General features: G+C 50.3%; 8 protein-coding genes, 2 tRNA genes and 2 rRNA genes (1 of these 12 cut by a window edge). 10 read left to right on the top strand and 2 right to left on the bottom strand.

Features of this window, described 5'->3' with window-relative positions; translation table 11 throughout:
* Window positions 1-62 precede the first annotated feature (62 nt).
* Entirely contained in the window at window positions 63-896 is an 834-nt protein-coding gene (locus tag LKE53_06225; protein MCH3972340.1) for an Mrp/NBP35 family ATP-binding protein, read from the top strand.
* Between the two features lie 103 nt (window positions 897-999).
* On the opposite strand, the gene LKE53_06220 is transcribed toward LKE53_06225, so the two are convergent.
* Both LKE53_06220 and LKE53_06215 read right to left on the bottom strand, forming a co-directional pair.
* Window positions 1,000-2,349 carry a HAMP domain-containing histidine kinase gene (locus LKE53_06220; protein ID MCH3972339.1) on the bottom strand — a complete coding sequence of 450 codons (1,350 nt, stop codon included), beginning with the start codon at window positions 2,347-2,349 and terminating at the stop codon, window positions 1,000-1,002.
* On the bottom strand, window positions 2,333-3,070 hold the full coding sequence (locus tag LKE53_06215) for a response regulator transcription factor (protein MCH3972338.1): 738 nt from the start codon (window positions 3,068-3,070) through the stop codon (window positions 2,333-2,335). The genes LKE53_06220 and LKE53_06215 overlap by 17 nt, the downstream gene beginning before the upstream one ends.
* A 324-nt stretch (window positions 3,071-3,394) precedes the next feature.
* Between LKE53_06215 and LKE53_06210 the strand changes: the two genes are divergently transcribed.
* The 9 genes from LKE53_06210 to LKE53_06170 all read left to right on the top strand — a co-directional run.
* Window positions 3,395-5,545: an MMPL family transporter gene (locus tag LKE53_06210; protein MCH3972337.1), complete on the top strand. Its 2,151-nt coding sequence runs from the start codon at window positions 3,395-3,397 to the stop codon at window positions 5,543-5,545.
* Between the two features lie 50 nt (window positions 5,546-5,595).
* Window positions 5,596-7,989, top strand: a complete 2,394-nt coding sequence (locus LKE53_06205) for a hypothetical protein (GenBank protein MCH3972336.1) — start codon at window positions 5,596-5,598, stop codon at window positions 7,987-7,989.
* A gap of 214 nt (window positions 7,990-8,203) precedes the next feature.
* Window positions 8,204-8,578: an anti-sigma factor antagonist gene (locus tag LKE53_06200; protein ID MCH3972335.1), complete on the top strand. Its 375-nt coding sequence runs from the start codon at window positions 8,204-8,206 to the stop codon at window positions 8,576-8,578.
* Complete coding sequence (gene spoIIAB, locus LKE53_06195; GenBank protein MCH3972334.1) at window positions 8,562-9,005, top strand: anti-sigma F factor; 444 nt, start codon at window positions 8,562-8,564, stop codon at window positions 9,003-9,005. The genes LKE53_06200 and spoIIAB overlap by 17 nt, the downstream gene beginning before the upstream one ends.
* Entirely contained in the window at window positions 8,998-9,645 is a 648-nt protein-coding gene (locus tag LKE53_06190; GenBank protein MCH3972333.1) for a sigma-70 family RNA polymerase sigma factor, read from the top strand. The genes spoIIAB and LKE53_06190 overlap by 8 nt, the downstream gene beginning before the upstream one ends.
* A gap of 332 nt (window positions 9,646-9,977) precedes the next feature.
* A 16S ribosomal RNA gene (locus LKE53_06185) occupies window positions 9,978-11,490 on the top strand.
* Between the two features lie 144 nt (window positions 11,491-11,634).
* Window positions 11,635-11,710, top strand: a tRNA-Ala gene (locus LKE53_06180).
* A 34-nt stretch (window positions 11,711-11,744) separates the two neighbouring features.
* Window positions 11,745-11,821: transfer RNA gene (locus LKE53_06175), tRNA-Ile, on the top strand.
* A gap of 132 nt (window positions 11,822-11,953) precedes the next feature.
* A 23S ribosomal RNA gene (locus tag LKE53_06170) occupies window positions 11,954-12,988 on the top strand; it runs 1,797 nt beyond the window's last position.
* Together the 16S and 23S rRNA genes with 2 tRNA genes alongside form the textbook arrangement of a ribosomal RNA operon.

Here is a 12,988-nt window from a genome sequence, read left to right as displayed (position 1 = left end):
CGAGAGAAAACAAGACCTGCCCTGCAGCGGGGCAGGCTTTAGAAAAACAGGAGTGATAAAAAATGAGCGAGTGTACCCATGACTGCAGCACCTGCGGTCAGAGCTGCGGGGAGCGCAAAGAGCCGCAGAGCCTGATCCAGCAGCCAAACGCCAAAAGCAGTATCAAGAAAGTAATCGGTGTTGTCAGTGGCAAGGGCGGCGTTGGCAAGAGCCTGGTGACTGCCATGATGGCCGTGCTGCTGCACCGGCGCGGTTTCCACACCGGTGTGTTGGATGCAGACATTACCGGTCCCTCTATTCCAAAAGCGTTTGGTATTCACGGGCGCGCAATGATGCAGGATCAGTGCATTCTGCCCTGTAAAAGTAAGACCGGTATTGACGTGATGAGCGTCAACCTAATGCTGGAAAATGAGACGGACCCTGTTGTCTGGCGCGGGCCGATTATTGCCAATATGGTGACGCAGTTTTGGACGGATGTATTGTGGAAAGATATCGATTTTCTCTTTGTCGATATGCCTCCGGGAACTGGCGATGTGCCGCTGACCGTGTTTCAGTCCATTCCGATTGATGGCATTTTGATTGTCACCTCTCCGCAGGAGCTGGTCTCAATGATTGTTGCAAAAGCGGTCACTATGGCAAATATGATGAATGTACCGATCATCGGTGTAGTAGAAAACATGAGCTATGTGCAGTGCCCGCACTGCGGCGAAAAAATTGCTGTTTTTGGGCAGAGCCATTTGGAAGAAACCGCAAAAGAGCATAATCTGAAAGTATTGGCACACGGTCCGCTTGATCCGCAGATTGCAGCTAAAATTGACAAAGGCCAGGCAGAAGAAATTGATGCCCCGTGGCTAGACCAGACAGCGGACGCTGTACAGCAGCTGCTGGAAAAGTAATTTATGCGTACAAAATAAAATATAGAATAGAAAAAAGCCGGCGCTTTTGGGGACTGTTCGTCCCGGAAAAGCGCCGGCTTTCTTTTTTTGCAGAGGCGGAAAATCAGTTGCTTGCACAGGGCAGGCGCGCCTGAATTTGCAGCCCGCCCTTTGGCAGGTTTTGGGCGCTGATGGTGCCGCCGTGCGTGCGGATGATATTTTCGCAGATAGCAAGCCCTAGGCCCGAAACTTTTCGGCCGCGGTCGGTTGTAAAGAACGGCTCAAAAATTTGGTCCAGAATCTCAGGCGGCACGCCCTGCCCATTGTCGCTGAAAGAGAGTACAATTTGATCATTTTCGCGGGTACACAGCAGCCGCAGCTTGAGCGGCTCTGCTTTTGCATGCTGAATGCTGTTGCCAATCAGATTTCCCAAAAAGCGCCGCATGTGTCCGTAGTTGCATCGAAACTGTTCGCCGGGGCAGTGGCACTCCACTATAAACTGAACCCCTGCATCAGAAAGCTCATCTTGGTACTCATTGCACACCGTCCGACAAAAGTCGTTTGTAGTCATCAGGTACATGGGGGAGGTGTCGTGCAGGCCCGCTTCCAGGTAGTCATCAAATTCATCTACAATATCTTTTATAGAAATTGCTTTGTCATAAATATTGCGCAGGTAGGTTTTCTGCTTTTCGGGCGTGACGCTTTTTGAGGAAAGCAGACGCTCAGAGTAGCCCATGACAGAGGTAAGCGGTGTCTTGATGTCATGAGAAACCGAAGCAATCAGCCGCCGCTCAGACTGGCTCTTGCCTTCCAGCACATCGACCATATCGACAAAAGTATTCTGCAGCTTGCCAATTTCATCCTGCCGGGCACTGCGCTTTGGCAGGACACCCTGCTCATAGTACTGCCGGAAAGTACGCCGCAGCCCGATAATGGGCGCTAAAACCAGCAGGTAGAGCATGACAGCAACCACCACAAAAATGCAGGTGTCCAGCACGCACAGCCCGACCATGGCGCTGCGGCTGATAGAGGCGCTCAGTTGCTGCCGCTTCAGCGGAACGCTGAACGTGCGCACAATCACTGTCTTTTTGGTGCTTGGCAGCACAATTTTTGCACTGCTCGATACCATGACGGTGTTGTCCTCCTGCGGAGACTGATACTCAAATAAAAGGGTGCCTTTTTCGTCGCGCACTTCACAGGAAATCTTGTGCGAAACAGCATAGCTCTTTAAAGACGTGTAGTCGCCATTGCAGTCGTGCAGAAACGTGGCCGCATCGGTTGCGCTTACATTGGAGCTGGTAATCAGATTAGTGTAAAGATTGTCCACTGTTTTTCCCAAGTAAGATAAAAACCAGCCGCACATGACCAGCCCGCTGAAAATGGCGACCAGCACCAGTGCAACCAGGGCCTTGTGAGAAAGACGGCTGCTCAGCCAGCCAACATGGGAGCTTCTGATATCAGTCTTTTTTCTCATGATTTGTTGCTCCCTTTGCTTTCTCTTCCACGAAACTGCTCTGTGTTACAAAGCGGTAGCCGGAACCCCACACGGTTTTGATGTACTGCCAGGAGGGGTCTATTTTGCTGCGCAGATTTTTGATGTTGATAGCCACCGCACCCACATCGCCATAGTCGGTTTTCCACACGTCGTGGAAAATCTTTTCCCGGGAAAGGGTGTGTCCGGCGTTTTGCATGAGATAAGCGAGCAGCTCAAACTCACGCGTGGAAAGCTGCACGGGTGTTCCGTCCTTTTCAACGCTCATATCTTCCTGGTCGAGGGTGATGTCCCCAATCTGCAGCAGGCCAGGTGCGCGCTGCGGCACAGCGGCACGGCTTTCACGGCGCAGGTGGGCGTTGATGCGCGCGACCAGCTCGTCCAGTACAAAGGGCTTTGTCAGGTAATCGTCTGCGCCAAGCTCCAGCCCATTGATGATATCTTTCGAGGTATCTTTTGCGCTTAAAAACAGGATAGGGCAGCTTACGCTGCTGCGGATGCGCCGGCATACGTCTAGCCCACTGATGCCTTTCATCATGATATCGAGCAGAATCATGTCGAACGTTTCTTTTTGAATCAGGGCGATGCCGTCTTCGCCACTGGAGGCCGTCTCTACTTCAAACCCGTTTTCACTCAATACATCCGACAGCAGCATTAAGATGGAAGTATCGTCATCGATCACAAGAATTTTCTGTTTTTTCATAAACTGCCGTTTCCCCCTTTTTCTGCTGCGGCAAAATGGACACGACTAAAAAGCCACGCCGCTGAATATGCTGTGAAAGGTAGCCGGAGCTTTCCCCCAAAGACCGTCTTTGCAGCAAAGAATCTTTTTTTGCACTGTCAGCCAAATGTACAAAAACCAACTATTTTATTATATCGGATAATGCAAGGCCTGTTTATTAAAAATTATAACACTTGGGCGCGTTTCCTTGACAGAAGAGGTTTATTTCTTTTATAGTAATTATGTTCTTTTATGCACTGGTTGTATCTGCAATAGTTTCCAGTACATGGAGAGACGAAAGATTAGATGAAGGTGGATGAAGTGCTAAAAAAAATCGCCCGTGCGCTGACACGCAGACCAAAGCTGGTAGTGATCATTGCCGTTTTGCTCATGATTCCCAGCTTTATCGGCGCAGCAGCAACTAAGGTCAACTATGACCTGCTGACGTATTTGCCGCCGGATACAAACTCTTCACAGGGTGAAAAAATACTGGAAGAGCCGTTTCACAGTGCAGCAACAACTATGCTGATTGTGCAGGATATGCCTGCGGCATACACAAATTCCCTAAGAAAATCGATTGCAAAAGTGCCCGGTGTTACAAATGCCATTTGGCTTTCTAGTATCACAGGCATTCAGGTCCCAAAAGACATGATTCCCGAGAAGATTCGGAAAGCATTTTATTCCGGCAACTCGACCATGATGATTATCCAGTTTAAGAGCCCGGGTGCTTCCGAAGAAACCATGCAGGCAATTGCAAAAATCCGAAAGCTCTGCAATTCGAAGTGCCTGATGGCAGGTGCATCTGTTCTGGTAAAGGATACCAAGGACCTGGTCGACCAAGAGTTGCCGCAGTATGTGTTGCTGGCGGTTATCCTCTCTTTGGCGGCCATGTCGCTTTCCATGAACTCTTGGCTGCTGCCGGTTACTTTCCTGCTGGATATCGGCTTTGCGGTTGTGTACAATTTCGGTACCAATATCTTTTTGGGGCAGATTTCGTACGTGACTATGGCAATAGCAGGTATTCTGCAGCTGGGTGTCACAATGGACTACTCCATTTTCCTGTACAATCGATACCGAGAGGAACAGAAAAATTACGATGACAACAAAGAAGCCATGGCCGTGGCCATAGAGGCGGCGTTTGCTTCCCTTTCCGGCAGTTCACTGACAACCATAGCGGGCTTTGTTTCGCTGTGCTTTATGCGGCTGCTTTTGGGGCGCGATATCGGCATTGTCATGGCAAAGGGCGTTGTGCTGGGCGTCCTTACCGTTATCCTTGTGCTGCCGTCTATGCTGCTGCTGTTTGACAAGCCAATTCAAAAGTATCAGCACCGCATTTTCCTGCCGGACTGCACCAAGGTCAACCGCTTTGTGGTAAAGCACAACAAAGCCTTTGTGGTGCTGTTCATTCTGCTGTTTATCCCCAGCATTTACGCAAAGAACAACGCGCCGGTTTACTATAAACTGGACCTCGCCATGCCGCAGGATATGCCCTCTATTGTGGGCACCAACAAGCTGAAAAATGACTACGATATGGCGACAACACACTTTATCATTGTACACGACAGTATCGGCAACCAAAAGCTGAAGCAGCTCGCTGACAAAGCAGAAAAAGTGGACGGCGTGGAAAGCGTACTTTCCTATAATCAGCTGGTCAGCTCAGATATCCCGGACTTCTTTGTGCCGCAGGAAATCAAGGATATCTTTAAGAAGGGCGGCATGCAGATTATCATGGTCAACTCGCGGTACGTCTCGGCCTCTACTCAAGTCGCCAATCAGATACAGGAACTGACCAAACTGGCCAAGAGCTACGACGGCAATAGCTACTTAACCGGTGAGGCTGCCATGACAGCCGACCTGATTACTACTTCGTCGACTGATTTTCGTGTGACCAATGATATTTCTATGATTGCAATCTTTATCATTGTCGCGCTGGTCTTTAAGTCCTTTACGGCGCCGCTCATTCTGGTGCTGGCGATTGAACTGGCAATCTTTATCAATGAGGGCATTCCGTACTTTACAAACGTACAAATCCCGTTTGTCGCGCCAACCGTCATCGGCTGTGTGCAGCTGGGCGCCACGGTCGACTACGCAATCCTTATGACGACGCGATTCCAGGAAGAGATACAAAAAGGCAATACACGAGCACAATCTATTGTCACAGCGGCGACGGCATCAGATGATTCCGTGCTGGCAAGCTCAATCGTTCTGTTCTGTGCAACATTGGGTGTTGGCGTTATTTCGAAAATCGAGATTATCAGCAGTATCTGCATGATGCTGGCGCGCGGCGCAATTATTTCGGCGCTGATCACCATCTTTATTCTGCCGGCGCTGTTGTACACCTGTGAACCACTGATTGCACATACCAGCCTGTGGTGGAGAAATCCAAAGCCGCCCAAAAAGAGCATGGCCCAAAAAGCACTGGATAAGCACAGAATGAAGAAAGTGCAAAGCAAATGAAGAGAAAAACGCTGCTGTCAAAAAAATTACGAGCAAAGGAGAAATACACCGTGCTGCATTTATTTGAAAAACAAAAGAACAGGCAGCCCGGCACTGCTGCTAAGCGGGGGCTTGCGGCCGTGCTCTCTGCCGCAGTCGTTGTTGCATCCATCGGGGGCGGAACTGCCGCCTTTGCTGCGGATACATCATCATCCGTTCAGCCGGTCTGTGACGAAACATATTACGCAATGCTGGATTATTACGGCGACCTGCAGCAGGGCAGTGTCGTAAAAAGCTATTCGCTCAACGGCGCAAAAACAATCAGCGATACAGGTACATATGACAAAGTCAGCAACTTGACGGATGACACCAAAGCACAGATTTCCGGCAACAAGCTGACGTTTGACCTGAGCAAAAAGAATCTGGACCATTTCTACTTTGAGGGTACTACTTCACAGCCTTACTCAGAAATGCCCTGGAATATTAAAATGTCCTACCGCCTCAACGGCGTTGCCACCAAAGCAGAGGACTTGGCCGGAAAGACCGGCTTGGTCGAAATCAATATTGATGTAACCGCCAAAAAAGACAGCAGTATTGCAAGCTACTACAAAAACAACCTGGTCTTGGCGGGTTTGACAGCGTTTAATGAAGATGACATTGTGTCGCTGGAAGCAAGTGGTGCACAGGTGCAGCTGCTTGGCAACCTGCGCTCGGTGCTCTTCATGGTTATGCCGGGCGAGTCCCAGCATATCAGCATTAAGGTAGGCAGCAATGCCTTTACGTTCTCTGGCATGACCTATATGGCGGTTCCGGCAACTTTGTCGCAACTCAGCCAAGTTACTGACTTGAAAAATGCAAAGAATAAAACAGAGAATTCCTACCAGACCATCGTCAACAGCCTGAACACCATTCTTAATTCGGTCGATACCATGGGCAGCAGCCTGAATACCGCTGCAAATGGTCTTGACCAGCTGAACCAGGCGCGGGCGACTCTTTCCTCTGGTAAATCCAACGTGTATCAGAGCGTGGATGTTTCTTTGGAAGATCTCAATAATATTTCAAAATCCCTGCAGCCGCTCAGCGGCAATCTAAATACAGCCAGCAGTGCTCTTTCCAGTGTGTCTTCTCAGCTTTCCGGCTTTTCGGGCAGCGTCAGTTCTCTGAAACAACCGTTGGCAAACTGCCGCTCTTCCATTACTGCACTGCAGAAAGACCTGAGCGCTGTCAGCAACTTGGCACAGAATTTTGCAGCCAATAGCAGCAGTGCAAAGACTGTTCTGCAAAACCTGCAGAATGATGCGGATTCGCTCAGCTCAAACCTTACATCTTTAAAGAGTCAGCTGCAGGAAATGCGCTCTGACTTAAAGCAGATTTCCGATATCACCGGCCTTGGCAATATTAAACTCGACGGCAAGACAACCGCGGAAATTGAGCAGATGGTCACAAAAGCGCAGACCCTGCATGCACAATATTTAGCTTACCTTCAAAAAGCACATGTCGCTCATTTGACGTTTAAGGAATATCTGGAGAAGAATGGACATTTCTCAGCACAGCAGGCAGCGCTGTTCGATAAACTCTGGAATGTCAATGAGACGCAGCTTCTGAAAGAAATCCAGCTGGCAGAGGCGGTCAATACCATGCTCGGCCAGGTCAACGGAAAAATAGACCAGGTCAATCTGCTGATTGGCAACGTGCAGTCGCTGAATTCTTCGATTCTCAGTACTGTGGACCAAATCTGCACAACTATGGGCGACGCGGGCATCGGCGGACAGCTGAAAAATATGAATCAGTTGCTCAGCAATATCCTGAATACTGTTGATATGAATAAAGGAGACATCTCTTCTGTAACCCAAAGTCTGAATGACCTGGGCAATGTGGCAAAGACCATTACCCAAAGTGCCGACAGCGCCCTGACAACGATTGATTCGATTTCAAAATCTGTCAATCAGTACATTCCGGGTGTCCAGCAGATGATTTCCAACTGCAAGACGATTGTAAACTCGGCAACGGTTGGCTTAAAAGACACGTCTACTTCGCTGAAAGCCATGGAGACGCTTGCAAAAGCGAGCGGCAGTAACTTAGACGCCGGCACGCAAAAGACGCTGCAGGGCCTTTCCAGCACTCTGCGCAGTGCATCGAAGAGCCTTGGTCAGACCGATAGTATCCGCAGCGCCGAAAATGCGCTGACCAGTTTGATCGACAGCGAGTGGAACAGCCACACCGGCGGTCAGAACAATATCCTGCTGATGGACCCGAATGCAAAGCCGGTTTCCCTTACCTCTTCACAGAACAGCACACCGCACAGCATTCAAATGGTTATTCGCACACAGGAAATTAAAGAAAGCGATGCAAAAACCGCAACCGACACCACCTCAACCACAAAGAACACAACCTTTATGCAGCGCGTCGGCAATCTCTTTAAAGGTATTTGGGACGCCGTAGCAGGCGTTTTCGTACACAAATAATCAATTAAAATTGCATTTTTGTTTTCAGCGCAGTCTTTATCCATTCGGATAGGGGCTGCGCTTTTTTGCGCTTTTGCGGCGGGGCAGCCGACAGAATGGGTTCGTTTTCGCCGGGGCCAAATGCTACAGTATCCCTGTAGCTTTCTATTGTGCTACAAAATTTATCTGCAAAATACAGGCGTTTCGTTTTGCCGTGGGAAGGAAGTTTGGATAAATGGATAAAGAAACACAGGAAAAACAGAAAGAAAAGGGGCCAGTGCAGCTGAAATTGGCAGAGCATACCCTGACAGCCCTGCTCTTTGGTGAAATAGATCATCACTCGGCCAGGGAAATACGGGAAGAAATAGACATGGTCCTGATGCGCGTGCGCCCGCAGAAGTTGGTGCTCAACTTTGCCGGGGTGCAGTTTATGGATAGCTCTGGCATTGGTCTAATCCTAGGCCGCTGCAAGCTGATGCAGCTGTGGCAGGGAAAGGTTGCTTTACAGGACTTGCCTCTGAAGCTGGAGCAGTTGGTAGCAATGGCGGGACTGGACGAGCTGTGTGAGATACAGACGAAGGAGGAACCGAAAAATGAAGCCAATCAATGAAATGCACCTGCACTTTCCGGGTGTCAGTGTGAATGAAAGCTTTGCGCGGGCTGCGGTCAGCGCTTTTGCCGTGCAGCTTGACCCAACCTTGGACGAGCTGTGTGACCTAAAGACCGCCGTGTCAGAGGCGGTGACAAATGCCATTGTGCACGGGTATAAGGATACCATTGGCACCGTGTACATAGACTGCAGAATTTTGCCCGGCAGCTGCATTCAAGTGCGGGTGCGCGACAAAGGCTGCGGCATTACAGATATTGCAAAAGCGATGGAGCCGCTTTATACAACAGGCGGCAGCGAGCGCGCCGGTCTGGGATTTGCTGTTATGAAAAGTTTTACGGACAAGCTGCGGGTGCAAAGCCGCCCGGGGGCAGGCACCACCGTTTTGTTGGAAAAGACCTTTACGCCGCGTGTACGCTGCAATGGATAGAGAAGAGCGCATTACGCAGAATTTGGGCCTTGCGCGCGCCTGTGCAAACCGCTTTCGCGGGCGGGGCATTGAGTATGATGATTTGTATCAGGCGGCCTGTGTCGGTCTGGTGCAGGCGGCAGACCGCTTTGATGAAAGCCGCGGCCTGCGGTTTTCCACTTATGCCGTGCCGGTCATTTTAGGGGAAGTACGCCGCCTTTTCCGCGAGGGCGGCGCTGTCAAAGTAAGCCGGGGCCTGCGCGATCTTTCCCGCAAAGCTGCAGCAGAAGCAAAAGCTTTTGCACAGCAGACCGGCCGTATGCCTACCGTTACCGAATTGGCGGAAAAGCTCGGTGTCGATGCTGAAACCGCTGCGCAGGCAATGGGCGCCGCACAGACACCGCTTTCTTTGACAGCAGAAGATGGTACGGGTGAAGAGCTGGATATACCGGATGAAGCACATGAAGAAGAACTGACCGATTCGCTGAGCCTGCGCCAGGCGATTGACCAATTAGGGGCGCAGGACAGAAAGCTTCTGTATTTCCGCTATTTCCAGAGCGAAACGCAGAGCCAGACAGCAGAGCGGCTGGGCATGACACAGGTCCAGGTTTCACGTAGAGAGAAAAAACTCATCAGTACACTGCGTAGCGCTTTGGGGTAACACAGAGAGCATTAGAATGGCACAAAATACGCTTATTTAAAAAAAGCGAAAAAAAGTGAAAAAAGGAGTTGACAAAGGGGGAATGCAGTGGTAATATATATGAGTCGCCGCAAGAGAGGCGCCCCACAGAAAGCAGAGGGGAGCAAGGAAAGTGGAGATGCAGGACCTTGAAAATTAAACAACGAAAGACAAGTAACGGACCCGAAAATTCCGAGAGGAATGGCGAGAAGTTGACTCGCAAAAAAACAACAAGCAAGATACGCAAGCGTATCAAAGAGAGCTACGAAAGCTCTGAAATTGATTTAGACAGCCGAAAGGCGTTTAGATAGCATATTTTAGAGAGTTCGATCCTGGCTCAGGACGAACGCTGGCGGCGTGCCTAACACATGCAAGTCGAACGAAACTTTTTGCTTCGGTAGAAAGTTTAGTGGCGGACGGGTGAGTAACGCGTGAGGAACCTGCCTTACAGAGGGGGATAACGTCTGGAAACGGACGCTAATACCGCATAATATTACGAAGTCACATGGCTTTGTAATCAAAGGAGCAATCCGCTGTAAGATGGACTCGCGTCCGATTAGCTAGATGGTGAGATAAAGGCCCACCATGGCGACGATCGGTAGCCGGACTGAGAGGTTGAACGGCCACATTGGGACTGAGACACGGCCCAGACTCCTACGGGAGGCAGCAGTGGGGGATATTGCACAATGGAGGAAACTCTGATGCAGCAACGCCGCGTGAAGGAAGACGGTCTTCGGATTGTAAACTTTTGTACTTGGGGACGATAATGACGGTACCCAAGCAGCAAGCTCCGGCTAACTACGTGCCAGCAGCCGCGGTAATACGTAGGGAGCGAGCGTTGTCCGGATTTACTGGGTGTAAAGGGTGCGTAGGCGGCTGAGCAAGTCAGTTGTGAAAACTATCGGCTTAACCGATAGCCTGCAATTGAAACTGTTCAGCTTGAGTGAAGTAGAGGTAGGTGGAATTCCCGGTGTAGCGGTGAAATGCGTAGAGATCGGGAGGAACACCAGTGGCGAAGGCGACCTACTGGGCTTTAACTGACGCTGAAGCACGAAAGCATGGGTAGCAAACAGGATTAGATACCCTGGTAGTCCATGCTGTAAACGATGATTACTAGGTGTGGGGGGTCTGACCCCTTCCGTGCCGGAGTTAACACAATAAGTAATCCACCTGGGGAGTACGACCGCAAGGTTGAAACTCAAAGGAATTGACGGGGGCCCGCACAAGCAGTGGAGTATGTGGTTTAATTCGAAGCAACGCGAAGAACCTTACCAGGTCTTGACATCCTACTAACGAAGCAGAGATGCATAAGGTGCCCTTCGGGGAAAGTAGAGACAGGTGGTGCATGGTTGTCGTCAGCTCGTGTCGTGAGATGTTGGGTTAAGTCCCGCAACGAGCGCAACCCTTACTGTTAGTTGCTACGCAAGAGCACTCTAGCAGGACTGCCGTTGACAAAACGGAGGAAGGTGGGGACGACGTCAAATCATCATGCCCCTTATGACCTGGGCTACACACGTACTACAATGGCCGTAAACAGAGAGCAGCGAAACCGCGAGGCGGAGCGAACCTCAAAAAGCGGTCTCAGTTCGGATTGCAGGCTGAAACCCGCCTGCATGAAGTTGGAATTGCTAGTAATCGCGGATCATAATGCCGCGGTGAATACGTTCCCGGGCCTTGTACACACCGCCCGTCACACCATGGGAGCCGGTAATACCCGAAGTCAGTAGTCTAACCGCAAGGAGGACGCTGCCGAAGGTAGGATTGGCGACTGGGGTGAAGTCGTAACAAGGTAGCCGTATCAGAAGGTGCGGCTGGATCACCTCCTTTCTATGGAGAGTAAGCTTAGATGAAACAAGCTAGGCGAAATCCTAGGTCGGTCGGATCAAAAGCTTGTCGATCGTTGTTTAATTTTGAGGGTCTTGGGAAACTAAGAGTCTCAAAGTGGTGGAAGGGAAAGAAAGCCACCAGTATGGGGGTATAGCTCAGCTGGGAGAGCGCCTGCTTTGCAAGCAGGAGGTCAACGGTTCGATCCCGTTTATCTCCACCAAGGGCTTCTGGTGAGAACCGGAAAGCCGGGAAATGGGCTTATAGCTCAGCCGGTTAGAGCGCACGCCTGATAAGCGTGAGGTCGGTGGTTCGAGTCCACTTAAGCCCACCAGAGGGGGAAACCCCAGCTGTACATTGAAAACTGAATAAAGAAAAGAATGCGAAAAACGATATCAAGTAAAGTTTAAAAAAATTACTACAATTTTGCAATTTTACGAGTTTTAGAGAACCAAAAGAAACACATGGTCAAGCTACAAAGAGCGCAAGGGGAATGCCTTGGCACTGGGAGCCGAAGAAGGACGTGGCAAACTGCGAAAAGCTTTGGGGAGCCGTAAGCGGGCTTTGATCCAAAGACATCCGAATGGAGCAATCCGGCTGGAAACATATCCAGTCACTGTGCAGTGAATCAATAGCTGCATGGGGGGAACCGCCTGAACTGAAACATCTAAGTAGGGCGAGGAAGAGACATCAAAATGAGATTCTGCTAGTAGTGGCGAGCGAACGCGGAAGAGGCCAAACCGAGGGTAGCAATACTTTCGGGGTTCGGACAGCAACACGCATGCGAAACCTTAGCTGAACGGTCTGGGAAGGCCGGTCAAAGAGTGTGAGAACCACGTAAGCGAAAAGGGGAAGCAGCCAGCTGTATCCAGAGTACCGCCGGACACGAGAAATCTGGTGGGAAGATGGGGGGACCACCCTCCAAGCCTAAATACTACCCAGTGACCGATAGAGAATAGTACTGTGAAGGAAAGGTGAAAAGCACCCCGGGAGGGGAGTGAAATAGAACCTGAAACCTTGTGCTTACAAGCACCGAAAGCCCGTCAAAGGGTGATCGGGTACCTTTTGTAGAATGGTCCGGCGAGTGAATGTAACTGGCGAGGTTAAGGACTTAAGGTCTGGAGCCGAAGCGAGAGCGAGTCTGAATAGGGCGCATAAAGTCAGTTGTATTCGACCCGAAACCGGGTGACCTACCCATGTCCAGGTTGAAGTGGAGGTAAAACTCCATGGAGGACCGAACCGACTCCCGTTGAAATGGTAGCGGATGAGGTGTGGGTAGCGGAGAAATTCCAATCGAACCCGGAGATAGCTGGTTCTCTCCGAAATAGCTTTAGGGCTAGCCTTGTATTAGATTACCGGAGGTAAAGCACTGAATGGTTCAGGGACCGAAAGGTTACCAAGACCTATCAAACTCAGAATGCCGGATAATTGATGTACAGGAGTCAGACGGCGGGAGATAAGTTTCGTCGTCAAAAGGGAAACAGCCCAGACCCACAGCTAA

Source organism: Oscillospiraceae bacterium, assembly GCA_022483045.1.
GTDB lineage: Bacteria > Bacillota > Clostridia > Oscillospirales > Acutalibacteraceae > Caproicibacterium.
Note: the sequence above shows the minus strand (reverse complement) of the source record. Positions and strands in the feature narration are given on the sequence as shown.